General features: G+C 66.0%; 16 protein-coding genes. 10 read left to right on the top strand and 6 right to left on the bottom strand.

What is annotated here, in order from left to right:
- Positions 1-6: 6 nt before the first annotated feature.
- The 3 genes from STE01S_RS07980 to STE01S_RS07970 all read right to left on the bottom strand — a co-directional run bounded on the left by STE01S_RS07980 (position 7) and on the right by STE01S_RS07970 (position 3,585).
- Positions 7-1,410 carry an NAD(P)H-dependent flavin oxidoreductase gene (locus STE01S_RS07980; RefSeq protein WP_058813246.1) on the bottom strand — a complete coding sequence of 468 codons (1,404 nt, stop codon included), beginning with the start codon at positions 1,408-1,410 and terminating at the stop codon, positions 7-9.
- Positions 1,411-1,495: 85 nt separating this feature from the next.
- Positions 1,496-2,698 (bottom strand): glycosyltransferase, encoded by a 1,203-nt coding sequence (locus tag STE01S_RS07975; protein WP_174531830.1) that lies wholly within the window; start codon positions 2,696-2,698, stop codon positions 1,496-1,498.
- Positions 2,695-3,585, bottom strand: coding sequence for an alpha/beta fold hydrolase (locus STE01S_RS07970; protein WP_062766698.1), 891 nt, complete (start codon positions 3,583-3,585; stop codon positions 2,695-2,697). Before STE01S_RS07970 ends, STE01S_RS07975 begins: the two co-directional genes overlap by 4 nt.
- A gap of 229 nt (positions 3,586-3,814) precedes the next feature.
- Between STE01S_RS07970 and astD the strand changes: the two genes are divergently transcribed.
- The 6 genes from astD to STE01S_RS07940 all read left to right on the top strand — a co-directional run bounded on the left by astD (position 3,815) and on the right by STE01S_RS07940 (position 9,430).
- Positions 3,815-5,260: a succinylglutamate-semialdehyde dehydrogenase gene (gene astD, locus STE01S_RS07965; RefSeq protein WP_062766695.1), complete on the top strand. Its 1,446-nt coding sequence runs from the start codon at positions 3,815-3,817 to the stop codon at positions 5,258-5,260.
- Between the two features lie 86 nt (positions 5,261-5,346).
- Complete coding sequence (gene cobA, locus STE01S_RS07960) at positions 5,347-6,135, top strand: uroporphyrinogen-III C-methyltransferase (RefSeq protein WP_062766692.1); 789 nt, start codon at positions 5,347-5,349, stop codon at positions 6,133-6,135.
- A complete protein-coding gene (locus STE01S_RS07955; RefSeq protein ID WP_058813249.1) occupies positions 6,132-6,428 on the top strand; it encodes a DUF2849 domain-containing protein in 297 nt (98 codons plus the stop codon). The genes cobA and STE01S_RS07955 overlap by 4 nt, the downstream gene beginning before the upstream one ends.
- Positions 6,429-6,581: 153 nt before the next feature.
- Positions 6,582-8,213, top strand: a complete 1,632-nt coding sequence (locus STE01S_RS07950) for a nitrite/sulfite reductase (RefSeq protein WP_062766689.1) — start codon at positions 6,582-6,584, stop codon at positions 8,211-8,213.
- Entirely contained in the window at positions 8,206-8,652 is a 447-nt protein-coding gene (locus tag STE01S_RS07945) for a DUF934 domain-containing protein (protein ID WP_062766686.1), read from the top strand. The genes STE01S_RS07950 and STE01S_RS07945 overlap by 8 nt, the downstream gene beginning before the upstream one ends.
- Positions 8,645-9,430 (top strand): phosphoadenylyl-sulfate reductase, encoded by a 786-nt coding sequence (locus STE01S_RS07940; protein ID WP_058813252.1) that lies wholly within the window; start codon positions 8,645-8,647, stop codon positions 9,428-9,430. The genes STE01S_RS07945 and STE01S_RS07940 overlap by 8 nt, the downstream gene beginning before the upstream one ends.
- A gap of 124 nt (positions 9,431-9,554) precedes the next feature.
- Here the strand turns inward: STE01S_RS07940 and STE01S_RS07935 are convergent, their stop codons facing one another.
- The gene (locus STE01S_RS07935; protein ID WP_062766909.1) at positions 9,555-11,066 is read right to left on the bottom strand and encodes a replicative DNA helicase; all 1,512 of its coding nucleotides are present in this window, start codon (positions 11,064-11,066) and stop codon (positions 9,555-9,557) included.
- Between the two features lie 128 nt (positions 11,067-11,194).
- On the opposite strand from STE01S_RS07935, the gene STE01S_RS07930 reads away from it, so the two are divergent.
- From STE01S_RS07930 to dcd, 4 genes are read left to right on the top strand one after another with little or no spacing between them, the layout of a single operon-like run.
- On the top strand, positions 11,195-11,692 hold the full coding sequence (locus STE01S_RS07930) for a UPF0262 family protein (RefSeq protein ID WP_003044535.1): 498 nt from the start codon (positions 11,195-11,197) through the stop codon (positions 11,690-11,692).
- Positions 11,693-11,694: 2 nt separating this feature from the next.
- Positions 11,695-12,450, top strand: coding sequence for a glycoside hydrolase family 25 protein (locus STE01S_RS07925; protein ID WP_062766906.1), 756 nt, complete (start codon positions 11,695-11,697; stop codon positions 12,448-12,450).
- Positions 12,450-12,902 (top strand): cytidine deaminase, encoded by a 453-nt coding sequence (locus tag STE01S_RS07920; protein WP_062766683.1) that lies wholly within the window; start codon positions 12,450-12,452, stop codon positions 12,900-12,902. The genes STE01S_RS07925 and STE01S_RS07920 overlap by 1 nt, the downstream gene beginning before the upstream one ends.
- 39 nt (positions 12,903-12,941) lie before the next feature.
- Positions 12,942-13,496 (top strand): dCTP deaminase, encoded by a 555-nt coding sequence (gene dcd / locus STE01S_RS07915; protein WP_058813255.1) that lies wholly within the window; start codon positions 12,942-12,944, stop codon positions 13,494-13,496.
- 54 nt (positions 13,497-13,550) lie between these two features.
- Here dcd and STE01S_RS19555 read toward each other — a convergent pair whose 3' ends face one another.
- Together STE01S_RS19555 and STE01S_RS07910 are read right to left on the bottom strand one after the other, a co-directional pair.
- A complete protein-coding gene (locus STE01S_RS19555; RefSeq protein ID WP_082657463.1) occupies positions 13,551-13,727 on the bottom strand; it encodes a YegP family protein in 177 nt (58 codons plus the stop codon).
- Positions 13,728-13,811: 84 nt separating this feature from the next.
- Positions 13,812-14,951: an NAD(P)/FAD-dependent oxidoreductase gene (locus STE01S_RS07910; RefSeq protein WP_062766680.1), complete on the bottom strand. Its 1,140-nt coding sequence runs from the start codon at positions 14,949-14,951 to the stop codon at positions 13,812-13,814.
- Between the last annotated feature and the right edge of the window lie 122 nt (positions 14,952-15,073).

Raw genomic sequence — 15,073 nt, 5'->3', positions numbered from 1 at the left:
TTCGGGTCAATCCCCCGTCAGAATCCGGTCGACCAGTTCCTTCACCGTCGGGGTGAAGTTGTTGGAATAAAAGGGATCGGTCTTGAAGTTGAACGCGGCGTGGCCCGCGAACATCAGATTCTGGTCGACGTCGCCGCCGTGCGCGATGTCCTGCAGCGTTTTCTGGATGCAGAAGCTGCGCGGATCGGCGAGGTAGCCGGTCGAATAATCGTCATGGTCCTTCCACGCCGAAAAGCCGCAGTGCGACAGGCAGCCCATGCAATCGGCCTGATCCTTGCGGATCACGGTCCTATCCTCTTCGGTGACGAAGACGACCGTATTGTCGGGCGTCTTGAGCGCGGTGGTATAGCCTTCGGCCACCCAGTCGCGCGCGCGGTCGCGGTCGTGCGGGGTCACCCAGAAATTGCGCCCCTTCACGCCGACGTCGAGCTGCGCGACATGGTCGCCCGCTTCCTGCTTCGAATAGGGAATCTGCCGCTCCGACCGCGCTTCGAGATCGCGCAGGAAAGGATTGCGCACCGCGCTCGAATAAAAGCCTGTGGGCGAGAAGCGGTGGAGCAACACATCGCCCTCGTCGAGCGTGCGCAGCCGGTCCTTCCACTCCTGCGGGATCGGGCTTTCCTGCGTCAGCAGCGGCCGCGTGCCATATTGAAAGGCGATCGAGCCTAATTCGGGATTGTCGATCCAGTCGTTCCAGTCGCGCAGATACCAGACGCCGCCCGCCATCACGATCGGCACTTCGTCCGAAATCCCCTCGGCGCGCATCGTGTCGCGCAGCGCCTTGACGCGCGGATAGGGATCTTCGGGCTTCAGCGGATCTTCGGCGTTCGACAGGCCGTTGTGCCCGCCGGCGAGCCACGGATCTTCATAGACGACCGCCGCCATCAGATGCGCGACCTTGTGATAGGCGCGCTTCCAGAGCGCGCGAAACGCACGCGCCGACGAGATGATCGGCAGATAATGGACATTGTGCCGCGCCGCGATTTCGCTGAGCTTGTACGGCATCCCCGCGCCGCAGGTGACGCCGGTGATCAGCCCCTTGGTGCGTTCGAGCACGCCTTCCAATACCTGCTGCGCTCCGCCCATTTCCCAGAGGACGTTGATGTTGATCGCACCCTTGCCGCTGGCGAGGTCATAAGCGCGCTTCACCTGTTCGACCGCGCCGTCGATGGCGTAGCGGACCAGTTCTTCGTGCCGTTCGCGGCGCGTCGCAGCGCGATAGACCTGCGGCACGATCTTGCCTTCGGCGTCGTAGCTGTCGGCGTTGACCGCCGAAACGGTGCCGATCCCGCCAGCCGCGGCCCAGGCGCCGCTCGACATATGGTTGGTCGCCGACACGCCCTTCCCGCCCTCGACCAGCGGCCAGACTTCGCGTCCGCCGTAAAGGATGGGCTTCAAACCTTTGAACACTATAAACCTCTTTCTCTCCGCCGGCTGCGCAGCCGCGCGCCAGCCCCCATTTGCCTCTTCCGTAAGCGGAACCGGACCGCCTTTGTCAATCGAAGGCGGGGTCCGACCCCAGGAAACGCCCCGTAAAAACGTCATATCCTTCCAGCGCGCGAGCATAGAGGCTTTGATAGCCCGCGACCATCCCGGATTCGGTGAAGCGCTCGGCGGCAACGCGCCGATTCTCCGCACCCACCGCTGCGCGCAACGCCGCATCGTCCGCAAGGCGCGCCAGCGCGGCGCGAAAATTCGTCTCGTCCGCCGCGATGAACGGGCGGTTCGCCTCGCCCGCCATCGCCGCCACGTCGCCGACCGCCGGGCTGACAAAGGGCAGCCCCGCCGCCATCGCCTCGATCACCGCAATCGGCGCCTGTTCGCTCCGCGACGAGAGCGCGAGCAGGTCGAAATGGCCGATCCATTGCGCCGGTTCGGGCATGAATCCCGCAAGCACCAGCCGGTCGGCCATGCCGCACGCCGCCGCCTCGGCGGCGATCGCCGCGCGCTCAGGCCCCTCCCCCACGATTACCAGTCGCACATGCGGCGGCAGCGCCGCAACGGCGCGCACGAGGCGCGGCAGATCCTTGACCTTGCGAAGCCCCGCTACCGTCCCGATCACCACCTCGCCCGGCCGGCGGACGAAGCCCGGGATCGGCACCGATGGCGCGGCGGCATAGGCGGCCACGTCGATCCCGTTGCGGATCAGATGGATGCGATCGGGCGGCAGTTTCCACTCGTCCGCCGCAATCCCGGCGAGCAGTGCCGAAGGCACGACGACCCCGGCGGCGTTACGCAGCGCGTAGCGGCGATAGAGGTTGCGCTTCCAGTTGCGCCGGACGCTTTCGTCCTCGTTGAACCCATCCTCGTGATGAATCAGGCATGGCGGCATCTGATACCACCAGCGATGCCAGTAGAGCCGGTGCGCCATCACCCCGTCCATCGCGCCCCAATTATAGCTGAGCGCCAGGTCGAAGCGGTAGATATAGGTCGCAAGATCGCGGAAACGCGCCAGCGACGGCCGCCCGGCCAGCGGCGGCGCATCGGTCGGAAAGCTGACGTCAATCCCTGGATCGATCGCATCGCGCGCGCCGAGCGCATCGGGGACCGCGGAGAGGATCGTGTGCTGCGCCCGGTCGCCCATCAGGTTCATCAGGCGAACCGCGCGCGCTTCCTTGCCGCCGAGCGAAAAGCTCGAGTGAAGGTGAAGGATGCGGACCGGATGCTCCCGCTCCTCGATCGCGCCGACTTCGGTCACGCGGCGGGAAGCGCCGCGATCCAGGCGTCGATCGCCGCGCGCGCCGCGGGCTCGTCCATCGTCGGCGCATGACCGACACCCGGAACCTCGACCAGCGTCGCGTGGGGCAGCGCGGCCTGCATTTTTGCGGCAGCCGTTCCGGCGAGAATGTCCGACAGCGCGCCGCGCAGGATCAGCACCGGTGCATCGCCAAGCGCGCGATAGGCGGGCCACAGGTCGATACCCTCCTGATCGCCGGCAAGGCGCAGCGGCGCCGCAATCTGCTTGTCGTAATCGGTGACGATGCGTCCTTCGGGAGTCAGCCGGTGGGTCCGCTTGGTGATGCGCAGCCAGTCGTGAATGTCATAGTCCGGATAAACCGCGGCGTTGAGCTCGGCATAGGCGCGCGCCGCGTGCATCCAGGTCGGCTGGCTGCCGCCGGCTCCGATATAGTCGCGGATGCGATCGAGCCCTGCCGCCTCGAGTTCGGGGCCGACATCGTTCAGCACGGCGCCGACGAGCCGACCCGGCAGGCTGGCGGCAAGGAACATCGCCACCAGCCCGCCGAGCGACGTGCCGACCGTCGCGAAACGCGCGATCGCCAGCTCGTCGAGCAGCGCGACGACATCCTGGACATATGTCAGCGGGACATAGGTCATCGGATCCTTGGCATAGGCGCTCTCGCCCCGCCCGCGGAACTCGATCACGATCACGCGCCGCTGCGCCGCCATATGCGGTGCCAACGCCTCGAAATCGCGGGCGTTGCGGGCCAAGCCGGGCATGCACAGGATCGGCGGCGCCTCCGCCGCGGTCGGGGGTCCGTCATAGATGCGCGCGTGCAGGCGAACGCCGTCGGCCGACCACCAATAATGATCGCTCCATTCGCGCTGTGCATCCTGTCGCGCCAAAATTGCCCGTCCCCTTAAGCCGATACTATCCGCCTCTATCGCGAACCGCGCGCGCCGGTGCAAGCCACCCTGTCGCGCCCGTGACAATCGGCCCGCTTTCGCTGTTGCGGGGCCTATCGCGGTTGCCGCCGTACGCTTTCGCAGATAAGAGGGCGACAATGCTTTTGCCGCCCCCCAATGATCGAGCGCACTGGCGCCTTTGCGCGCCCAAATCGACGGGGGAACGGGGATGAGCGAAGACCTTCTGTCCTTCGAGCCGGCAACCGGCGCCGAATTATGGCGCGGCCGTATCAGTGACATCGACGCCGAAGTTGCAACCGCGCGCGCCGCCTGGCCCGCTTGGGCCGCGAAGCCCGTCACCTTCCGCACCGAAACGCTGCGCCGCTTTGCCGACCGGGTGAAGGCCGATGGCGAACAGCTCGCCGATTTGATCGCGCGCGAGACCGGCAAACCTTTGTGGGAAGCGCGGACCGAGGTCGAATCGGTCGCGAACAAGGTCGATATCTCGATCAAGGCCTATGCCGAACGCACCCCCAACCGCCGGATCGAAGGCGCGATGGGGCTGCGCAACGCGGTGCGCCACAAGCCGCACGGCGCGCTTGCCGTCCTCGGCCCCTATAATTTCCCCGCGCATCTGCCGAACGGCCATATCGTGCCGGCGCTGATCGCCGGCAATTCGGTGCTGTTCAAACCGTCTGAAAAAACCCCTGCCGTTGGCGCGCGGCTTGTCGAACTGCTCCACGGCGCCGGAGTTCCCGAAGAGGTCGTGCGGCTCGTCATCGGCGGACCCGACGCGGGCAAGGCGCTGGCCGCGCATCCCGGCATCGACGGATTGCTGTTCACAGGGTCGGCGCGCACCGGGGTCGCGATCAACCGCCAGTTCGCCGATCAGCCGGGGAAGATCGTCGCGCTCGAAATGGGTGGCAACAATCCGATCGTCGTCTGGGACACCGCCGACATCGCGACCGCGGCAACGATCGTCGTCCAGTCCGCCTTCCTGAGCGCGGGCCAGCGTTGCAGCAATGCCCGGCGGCTGATCGTCAAACAGGATCTGGCCGATCACCTGCTCGCCGAGGTCAAGACGCTCGCGGGACGGCTGATCGTCGGTCATCCCCACGCCGACCCAGCCCCCTTTATGGGGCCGGTAATCGACAACGAGGCCGCCGACGGACTGACCGAAAGCTTTCTGATCCTGATGTCGAACGGCGGCCAGGTGATCCGCCACATGACGCGGCCGGATGCAAACCGCCCCTTCCTTACCCCCGGCATCATCGACGTCACCGCGATGCCCGAACGCCCCGATATCGAGCTGTTCGGCCCCCTGCTGCAGGTGATCCGCGTCGACAGTTTCGAAGCCGCGATTGCCGAGGCGAACAACACCGCCTTCGGCCTCTCGGCGGCGCTGATCGGCGGGACACCGCAGCTTTACGACCAATTCTGGGCGAATGCCCGCGCGGGCGTCATCAACTGGAACCGCCCGACCAACGGCGCCTCGTCGGCCGCGCCCTTTGGCGGCGTCGGCCTGTCGGGCAACCATCGGCCGAGCGCCTTTTACGCCGCCGACTATTGCGCCTATCCGGTCGCCAGCTCCGAAAGCGACGCGCTGCGCGCTTCGATCGGGGTCGGCCTGCGCGACGACGACACGCCGAAGCTGGTGACGAAGAAATATCTCTGACCGCCAGATCCGGGGCAATTTTAGCTTCACCCTCGCCAACAAAGCCTGTTTTGCGATTCCGGCGCCCGCCGACCATTTAGGGTCGCATGGAAAAGCAACCTTCTTTGGCAGGCAAGCTGTGGCTCGTCGGCGCCGGGCCGGGCGATCCCGACTTGCTGACGCTGCGCGCCGCGCGGCTGCTGGAAAGCGCCGACCTTGTCGTGCATGACGGGCTGGTGGGTGCGGGCGTGCTCGCGCTGATCCCGCCGCATGTCGAACGGATCAGCGTCGCCAAGCAGCGCAGCCGTCACACGATGAAGCAGGACCTGATCAACGCGCTGATCGTCCGCGAGACGCAGAGCGGCAAGCAGGTCGTTCGGCTGAAGGGCGGCGATCCCTTCATTTTCGGCCGCGGCGGCGAAGAACTCGATGCCGCGCGCGCAGCGGGCATCGCGGTCGAGGTCGTTCCCGGCATCACCGCGGCGGCGGGCTGCGCCGCGCAGGCGGGCCTCCCGCTCACCCACCGCGAGGATGCAAGCGCGGTCAGCTTCGTTGCGGGCCAGTGCAAGGACCTCTCGGATCAGGACTGGTCGGGCCTTGCCGGCCACGGCCGCACGCTCGTCATCTACATGGGTCTCGCGACCGCACATGCAATCGCCGACAAGCTGATCGCCGACGGGGTTTCGCCGGGCCTGCCCGTCGCGGTGATCGAACGCGGCACCACCGCCGATGCGCGCGTCCTGCGCACCCTCCTCACCGACCTTGGCGACCTTGTGGCGCGCGAGGCGGTGCAAAGCCCGGCGCTGATCGTCGTGGGCAAGGTCGCGGCGCGCGCCGACGCGCTCGATTGCCTCGGCGCGCCGGGGATCGCCGAACAGATAAGGGACTTCACATGAAATTGCTCACGGGCAACGACCTGAAAACAGGATTTGTCACCTGGTGGACCGGCGCCGACTGGTCGCTCCATATCGAGGACGCCGCCGATGTCGGCGAGCATGGGGAGGCAATCCTCGCTGCCGAAGAAGGCGCGCGCCGTGTCAACGCGCCCTATATCATCGCGGGCGAAGCGACGCCCGAAGGCCCGCGCCCTGCGCATATCAAGGACCGCATCCGCGCGCTCGGCCCGACCGTGCGCCCCGACCTGACGCTGAAACCCGCCGATCCCAATGCCGGCGACTGGGTGATCTGATGCAGCCTTTTCCTCCCTCCGTTCGTGCTGAGGAGCCATTGAGCTTGTCGAAATGGCGTCTCGAAGCACCCAAGCCCAACGTCCTTCGAGACGGGCCTTCGCCAAGGCTCAGCCCCTCCTCAGGACAAACGGCAATTTTCGGCGAGAAACCGCATGTATAAATATGACCAATATGACCAGCAGATGGTCGATGCCCGCGTTGCCGAATTTTCGGATCAGGTGAAGCGCCGCCTTGCCGGCGAGATCACCGAGGATCAGTTCAAGCCGCTGCGCCTGATGAACGGCCTCTATCTCCAGCTCCACGCCTATATGCTGCGCGTCGCGGTGCCTTACGGAACGCTCGACAGCCGCCAGATGCGGATGCTCGCGCATATCGCGCGCAAATATGACCGCGATTACGGCCATTTCACCACGCGCCAGAATATCCAGTATAACTGGATCAAGCTGGAGGATGCGCCCGCGATCCTCGCCGATCTCGCGTCGGTCGAGATGCATGCGATCCAGACGAGCGGCAACTGCATCCGCAACATCAGCTCGGACCAGTGGGCCGGCGCCGCCGCCGACGAGATCACCGATCCGCGTCCGTGGGCCGAGCTGCTGCGCCAATGGTCGAGCTTCCACCCCGAATTCAGCTATCTGCCGCGCAAGTTCAAGATCGCCGTCATCGCGGCCGAGGAAGATCGCGCCGCGATGCGGCTGCACGACATCGGCATCCAGATCGTCGAGAAGGATGGCGTCCATGGCGCCGCATTCTACGTCGGTGGCGGCATGGGCCGCACGCCGATGATCGCGCCGCTGATCAAGGATTTCGTGCCGCTCGAGGACATGCTGAGCTATGCCGAGGCGTGCCTGCGCGTCTACAACCGCTACGGCCGCCGTGACAATATCTACAAGGCGCGGATCAAGATCCTGATCCACGAGCTTGGCGCCGACGAATATCGCCGCCAGGTCGAAGAAGAATTCGCGCATGTGAAGTCGCTCGGCATCGACCCGCCGAAGGCCGAGTTCGACCGCATCGCGGCGCAATTCGCGCCGCCCGCGCTCGATGCGTCGGCGCCCGACGAAATCGACCGCAGCGACCCCGACTTCGCTGTGTGGGTCGACCAGAATGTCGCCGCACACAAGGTGCCGGGCCATGCGATCGTCAACATCAGCCTGAAGCCCGTCGGCGGCATCCCGGGCGATGCCTCTTCGGCGCAGATCGACCTGATGGCCGACCTCGCCGAAGCCTACAGCCATGACGAACTGCGTGTGACCCACGCGCAGAACATCGTGCTGCCGCACGTCCGCAAGGCCGATCTCTACGCGATCTGGCAAAAGCTCGACGCGGCCGGGCTCGCGACGCCGAACCTCGACCTGATCAGCGACATCATCGCCTGCCCCGGCCTCGATTATTGCAGCCTCGCCAATGCGCGTTCGATCCCGGTCGCGCAGAAGATCGCGGCGCGCTTCTCCGACCTCGGCCGCCAGAAGGAGCTGGGTGAGCTCAAGCTCAAGATTTCGGGCTGTATCAACGCCTGCGGGCATCACCACGCTGGCCACATCGGCATCCTGGGCGTCGACCGCAAGGGCACCGAAAACTACCAGCTTTTGCTCGGCGGATCGGGCGCGGAGGACGTGTCGCTCGGCACGATAACGGGCCCCGGTTTCGACGAGGATGGCATCGTCGATGCGATCGAGCGCGTCACCGACAAATATCTGGCCGAACGGAGCGAAGGCGAACGCTTCGTCGACACCTTCCGCCGTGTCGGCATGGCCCCCTTCAAGGAGGCGATCTATGGTTGAACGCGCCGATAATCAGTCCCTTCCGCAAGCGGAAGGGTGGCACACCGACGGCGAAGAGCCCTGCGTCACGCTCGATGCCTTCCTTTCGCAATCGAACGCGACGGCGGTGCGGCTCGAACCCGACGAGGACGCGCGTGCGCTGATCCCGCACCTCGACCGGTTGACGCTGATCGAGGTCGCTTTCCCCAAGTTCCGCGACGGTCGCGGCTATTCGTCGGCGCGCATCCTGCGCGAAGCGGGCTATGCTGGCGAACTGCGTGCGCAGGGCGACGTGCTGGTCGATCAGATCGCCTATATGAAGCGCTGCGGCTTCGACAGTTTCGCGCCCGAAAAGCCGCTCAACAATGCCGATGTCGAGGCGGCGCTGAGCCGCTGGCCCGAACATTATCAGGGAGCAGCCGACGGCGCCGTGCCGATCTGGAAGCTGCGGCATGGCTGAGGTGAAGGCTGAACCCCGCACCCGCGACCGGATCGACGTCGCGCCGCGTTTCACGCAGGCCGATGTCATCCGTCTCAATAACCTGTTCCGCGGCCAGGACGCGGGCGAGGCGGTTGCAAGCGTGATCGGCGCGGGGCTGATCGGCGACACCGCGATCGTGTCGAGCTTCGGCGCCGAAAGCGCGGTGCTGCTCCATCTCGTGACGCGCGTCGCGCCCGACATGCCGGTGCTGTTCCTCGACACGGGCAAGCATTTTCCCGAAACGCTGGCCTATCGCGACGAACTTGCCGCGCGGCTCGGCCTCAATCTCGTCAATCTCACGCCCGATGCCGCCGAACTCGCCGAAAAGGACGCGACCGAACTGCGCTGGTCGTATGATCCCGACGGCTGCTGCGAAATCCGCAAGGTCAAACCGCTCGAAAAGGCGCTCGCCGATTTCGACACGTCGATCACCGGCCGCAAGGGCTTCCAGTCGTCGACGCGCCAAGGCCTGCCGCGCTTCGAGCTCGACGGCAACACCGGCCGCCTGAAATTCAACCCGCTCGCCAACTGGACGCGCGAAATGCTCGACGATTATTTCGCCGAGCACGATCTGCCGCGCCATCCGCTTGAGGCAGAGGGCTATCCCTCGATCGGCTGCTCGCCCTGCACGTCTAAGGTCAAACCGGGCGAAGACCCGCGCGCGGGCCGCTGGCGCGGCTGGGACAAGACCGAATGCGGCATCCACGAAGCGGTGACGCCGATCGACGACAATCCGGCGAACGATCCGGCGTTCTGAGAACAGACCCGCGTGCCCCTGCGAAGGCAGGGGCCCATCTCCTGCCCCTTCGCCAGACGCAGGCTTTTGATTGCAAAACCTCGTGATGGGCCCCTGCCTTCGCAGGGGCACTGGGCGCGGCTATCTACTCATAATCCGCATAGGCCTGGCTGTCGTCCGCCAGATCCTGGAATTTCGTCGTCTTGGCGTCGAAGTGGAGGCGCACCTTGCCGGTCGAGCCGTGACGCGACTTGGCGACGATCAGTTCGGCGAGGCCGAAGACACGTTCCATTTCGGCGGCCCATTCCTCATGCGCCGCGTGAATCTTGATATCGTCGCCCTCGACCGGGCGCTTGGGCTCGCGCGCGGCGACATAATAATCCTCGCGGAACACAAAGAGCACCATGTCGGCGTCCTGCTCGATCGAGCCCGATTCGCGAAGGTCGGAGAGCTGCGGCCGTTTGTCCTCGCGGCTTTCGACCTGACGGCTGAGCTGCGACAGCGCCATCACCGGAACGTGAAGTTCCTTCGCCAAGGTCTTCAATCCGCGTGAAATTTCCGAAATTTCCTGCACGCGATTGTCGCCGCTCTTCGACGAGCCCTGCAGCAGCTGCAAATAGTCGACGACGATGAAACCGATGCCGTGGCGGCGCTGCAGGCGGCGCGCGCGGGTGCGCAGGCTGGCGATCGTCAGGCCGGGCGTGTCGTCGATGAACAGCGGCAGCGTTTGCAGCGCCTGCGCGGCGCGCGACAATTGCTGGAACTGCTCCTTGCTGATCTTGCCCATGCGCAGCGCCTCGCCCGATACCCCCGACTGTTCGGCGAGCACACGCGTCGCGAGCTGGTCAGCGGACATTTCGAGGCTGAAGAAGGCAACCTTGGCGCCCATATTCTTTTCGGGCGGAATCCCGTCCTCCTCGTCGCGCCGCCAGCGTTCGGCGGCATTATAGGCGATATTGGTCGCAAGCGAGGTCTTGCCCATCCCCGGACGCCCGGCGAGGATCATCAGGTCCGAATTGTGCATGCCGCCGATCTTGGCGTTGACGCTCGAAATGCCGGTGGTGATCCCCGACAGGTGACCGCCCGAATTGAGCGCGCGCTCGGCGGCCTGCAAGGCGGTGAGGCTCGCGGTGCTGAAGCTCTTGACCGACCCCATTTCGGCCTCGCCGCCCGCGACGCGATAGAGCGCGGTTTCGGCTTCCTCGATCTGCGCATGCGGGTCGACGCTTTCGCTCGTGTCGAGCGCCCCCTCGACCAGTCCCCGCCCGACGCCGACCAGTTCGCGCAGCAGCGCCAGGTCGAAAATCTGCCGCGCGAAGTCGCGCGCGCCGATGAGGCCCGCGCCGCTGCCAGTCAGCTGCGCCAGATAGCCGACCCCGCCGACGGCCTTCATCGCCTCGTCATTTTCGAAAAAGGGCTTCAGCGTAACCGGCGTCGCGATGCTGTTGCGCTCGATCAGCGCCATTGCCTGCCCATAGATGCGGCCGTGCAGCGGTTCGAAGAAATGCGCCGCGGTCAATTGCACCGGCAGATCCTCGACGACTCGGTTGTCGATCAGAATCGCGCCCAGAAAGGCGGCCTCAGCCTCGATATTGCGGGGCAATTGGCGTTCGTTCCCGGCCGGGACCGGGGCAGGAAAAAGGGCAAGCTCGGGCATGACAGCTTTCATGCGTCGAAGGCGCGGCGGGCGCAATCGACGATATCGATCAACCTATCATAACTGTGGAATGCTGTGAATAAGTCGCCCTTGCCCTTCGCGCCCGGCCAAGTAGAAGCACGGTCAGCATGACCGACGCCGACCCATCGAAACAGCGCATCATCTCGGTAGAGCTCGACGAGGGCTCGATCGTCTGGCGCAACCCCGATGTCGAGCAGGAGCGGCGTGTCGCGATCTTCGATCTGATCGAGGACAACAAGTTCGTGCCGCAGCGCGGCCACCCCGATGGCTATGCCGGCCCGTATCGCCTGATGCTCCGCGTCGAGGACGGGCGCCTGATCTTCGAGATCAGCCGCGAGGATGGCTCGCCGCTCGAAGCGGTGATCCTCGGCCTCGGGCGCTTCCGCCGTCCGATCCGCGACTATTTCGCGATCTGCGACAGCTATTATCAGGCGATCAAGACCTCTACCGCGCAGCAGATCGAGACCGTCGACATGGCGCGCCGCGCGCTGCACAACGAGGCCGCCGAAATGCTGATGGACCGGCTCGATGGCAAGATCGCGGTCGATTTCGACACCGCGCGCCGTCTCTTCACGCTGATCTGTGTGCTTCACATCAAGGGATGACGATGCGCGCGGGGGTAAAAACAAAGGGCAAAACCGCAACGAAAGGCCTGTCCGACTGGCGGGCACGCGCCGCGCGGCTGGCGCGCCGGATCGGCGGCGGACTCGTCCTGATCCTGCTGCTCGCCGGTCTCGCGCTGTGGTGGGCGGCGCGCTGGACGCCCGACCGCGCGCTCTATCCGATTCAGGGCGTCACCATCTCCGCCGACAATGGCAAGGTCCATTGGGGCTCGATCAAGGCGGCGGGCGCCGATTTCGCCTATGTCATGGCGACCGACGGCGCCGACGGCATCGATCCGCAATATGCCCGCAACGCCGCGCAGGCGCGCGTCGTCGGGGTGCAGGTGGGCGCGATCCATCGCTACAGCCTGTGCAAGCTGGCAACCGACCAGGCGGCCAATTTCATCCGCCACGTCGCGCGCCGCGCCGATGCGCTGCCGCCGGTGGTATGGCTCGACTATGACGACCGCTGCCCCGACCGGCCGACGCGCGCGCTGCTGCTCAGCGAACTTGCGACCTTCCTTGCGCAGATCGAGGCGCATACGGGCAAGCGCAGCGTGATCGCGCCCGGCCCCGCCTTCGAGGCCGATTATCGCGTCACCGCCGGAATTGCGCGCACCACCTGGCTGCGCCGCGACTTTTTCGAACCCGATTATGGCGCCCACCCCTGGGCGATGTGGCAGGCGAACGACTATGTCCGGCTGACCGGCGCCGGCGGAACGGTGGGCTGGAACGTGCTGCGACCCGAAGGACAGGAATAATGACCGACACCCGCGATGCCCTGATCGATGCCGCGCGCGACGCCGCGAGCCGCGCCTATGCCCCCTATTCGGGCTTTCATGTCGGCGCCGCGCTGCTGTTGAAAAACGGCGATGTCGTGACCGGTGCCAATGTCGAAAACGCGAGCTACGGTCTGACGCTCTGCGCGGAGACCACCGCAGTCGCCAAGATCGCCAACGAAGGCTGGATCGGCGAACTCGCCGAAGTCGCCATCATCGGCGGGCGCCCCGAGGGCGATGCACTGATCGGCAGCGATCCGGTCAACCCCTGCGGCCGCTGCCGCCAGATATTGAACGAAGCCGCCGAACGGTCGAAAACCGATATCCTGGTCCACTGCGCTTCGGGCGACGGCAGCGCGGTCACCACCTATCGCCTGAGCGAACTGCTCCCCGCCGCCTTCGGGCCGAAGGATCTGGGGATGATCCCCGACTGACCGCTTGCGCAAGCCGCCGAGGACCGACAAGACAGCGGCATGAGCATTCTTTCCGATAAATGGATTCGCGAAGCCGCCCGGACGCAGGGCATGATCGAACCCTTCGTGGAGGCGCAGCGGCGTGACGGCTGCATCAGCTACGGCCTCTCGTCCTACGGCTATGATGCGCGCGTCGCGCCCGAATTCAAGATTTTCACCAATGTCGACAGCGCGGTCGTCGACCCCAAGGATTTTGCCGCGAACAGCTTCGTCGACCGCGAAACCGACGTTTGCATCATTCCGCCGAACAGCTTCGCGCTCGCCCGGACGGTCGAATATTTCCGCATCCCCCGCGACATCCTCGTCATCTGCCTTGGCAAATCGACCTATGCGCGCTGCGGCATCATCGTCAACGTCACCCCGCTCGAACCCGGTTGGGAGGGCCATGTGACGCTGGAGTTTTCGAACACCACCCCGCTGCCCGCCAAAATCTATGCCAACGAAGGCGCCTGCCAGTTCCTGTTCCTGCAGGGGAACGAGCCGTGCGAGACGAGCTACGCCGACCGCGCCGGCAAATATATGGGGCAACAGGGCGTGACGCTGCCCAAGCTGTAGATCGCTCGAGCGTACCAGCTGGCGCGGGCGCTGCGTGCGCCCGCGCCGCCGGGATCATTCGGCTTCGCGGGTTTCCGCGGCAGGGCCGTTCTTCTTGATCGACTCGATGGCGTTCTTCGCCGATGCCTTGCTGCTATAGCCTTCGGTCCAGAAGATCGTTTCGCTGTTATATTTGAAATAGGCGACGAACTCGCCGGCCTTGTTCTTCTTGATCTCGAAATAATGGGCCACGGGTACCTCCACTGGTCAGCCGCGCCACGGGCGACGCGGCTCCCGCATCCTAAACCCCTGATTTGCGCGCGCAAGCGCCGAGTGTCAGTGTGCGCCGAACCGGCCCGGCGCATAGGCGAAGGCATCGACCGTGCCGATCGCCCCGCCCGGCGCCGGGGCGCCAAGCTGTGCGGCGAGCAGTGCGCCGATCGCGGGCGACGTCTGGATGCCGAAACCGCCCTGCCCCGCGCACCAGATGAAAGCGGGCTCGGCCGGGTCGGCGCCGAAGACCGGCAGGCGATCGGGGGCGAAGCTGCGCAGCCCGGCCCATTTGCGCTCGACCGCGGCGACGGGCCAGTCGACCACCGACTGCATCCGTTCGATCGCGACCGCCACGTCCCACTCCTCGGGCGCGGCATCGCACGGCTCGGACGGCGTCTCGTCGTGCGGGCTCAGCCAGACGCGCCCCTCTCCGGCGCCCTTGAAATAAAAGTCGCCGCCGACGTGGACGATCAGCGGTAGGTCGGCGGTGACCGGCACGTCCAGGCGAAGCTGCGCCACCGTCCGGCGATAGGGCTGGATGCCGACCGGCGCGATCCCGCAACGTGCAGCAACCATATCGGCCCATGCGCCCGCGGCATCGACGATCAGCTCGGCGTGCAGTGTTTCGCCTCCGACGCTGACCTCCCAGCCGCCGGTGACCCGGCGCGCACCGTCGAAACGCGCGCGCGTTGCAAGCACCGCGCCGCCGCGCTTCGCCGCGCGCAGATAGGCCGCATGCAACGCACCGACGTCGATGTCGCTGCACGCCGCTTCATAGGCGGCGGCGGTCCATTCGGATCGCAGACCGGGCACCAGCGCCGCCATCGCGTCGAAACCCATGCGGTCGACCGCCACCCCCTTGGCGCGAAATTCGGCAACGAAGGCATCGACCGCCGCGGTCTCCGCGCCGCCGCGACCGATTGTCAGCGCGGTGCGCGGCGTCAGGAAAGGCTTGTCGGAAAAATCGGCTGCCGGCCGCGCCAGCGCATCGAACGACGCAGCGGACAGCGGTTGCACGCCGGGGCCGCCATAGCTTTCGTGCCAGAAGGCCGCCGACCGGCCCGTCGCATGATAGCCGGGCGCCTCCTCGGCCTCGACCATCTGCACGCGGCGGTGCGGCGCCAGCGCGGCGGCGAGGCTTGCGCCGGCGATGCCCGCGCCGACGATCAGCACGTCGGTGGAGGAAGGGCGCGGGTCGGACATGCGACGCCGCATATCCGCTGGCCCGCGGAATGCAACCCGGCGGGCGCACACTCATGGTTACTATTTGATAAGCCATAGTCGCTACAGCGGCGGCATGGACCAGAAAATCATCGCATTGGGCC

This window comes from Sphingopyxis terrae subsp. terrae NBRC 15098 (assembly GCF_001598815.1).
GTDB lineage: Bacteria > Pseudomonadota > Alphaproteobacteria > Sphingomonadales > Sphingomonadaceae > Sphingopyxis > Sphingopyxis terrae.
Note: the sequence above shows the minus strand (reverse complement) of the source record. Positions and strands in the feature narration are given on the sequence as shown.

Bases quoted from the DNA above. Each gene is read 5' to 3' on its own strand.
- astD (WP_062766695.1), top strand. From the start codon at position 3,815: ATGAGCGAAGACCTTCTGTCCTTCGAGCCGGCAACCGGCGCCGAATTA.
- cobA (WP_062766692.1), top strand. From the start codon at position 5,347: ATGGAAAAGCAACCTTCTTTGGCAGGCAAGCTGTGGCTCGTCGGCGCC.
- STE01S_RS07955 (WP_058813249.1), top strand. From the start codon at position 6,132: ATGAAATTGCTCACGGGCAACGACCTGAAAACAGGATTTGTCACCTGG.
- STE01S_RS07950 (WP_062766689.1), top strand. From the start codon at position 6,582: ATGTATAAATATGACCAATATGACCAGCAGATGGTCGATGCCCGCGTT.
- STE01S_RS07945 (WP_062766686.1), top strand. From the start codon at position 8,206: ATGGTTGAACGCGCCGATAATCAGTCCCTTCCGCAAGCGGAAGGGTGG.
- STE01S_RS07940 (WP_058813252.1), top strand. From the start codon at position 8,645: ATGGCTGAGGTGAAGGCTGAACCCCGCACCCGCGACCGGATCGACGTC.
- STE01S_RS07935 (WP_062766909.1), bottom strand. From the start codon at position 11,066: ATGCCCGAGCTTGCCCTTTTTCCTGCCCCGGTCCCGGCCGGGAACGAA.
- STE01S_RS07930 (WP_003044535.1), top strand. From the start codon at position 11,195: ATGACCGACGCCGACCCATCGAAACAGCGCATCATCTCGGTAGAGCTC.
- STE01S_RS07925 (WP_062766906.1), top strand. From the start codon at position 11,695: ATGCGCGCGGGGGTAAAAACAAAGGGCAAAACCGCAACGAAAGGCCTG.
- STE01S_RS07920 (WP_062766683.1), top strand. From the start codon at position 12,450: ATGACCGACACCCGCGATGCCCTGATCGATGCCGCGCGCGACGCCGCG.
- dcd (WP_058813255.1), top strand. From the start codon at position 12,942: ATGAGCATTCTTTCCGATAAATGGATTCGCGAAGCCGCCCGGACGCAG.
- STE01S_RS07910 (WP_062766680.1), bottom strand. From the start codon at position 14,951: ATGTCCGACCCGCGCCCTTCCTCCACCGACGTGCTGATCGTCGGCGCG.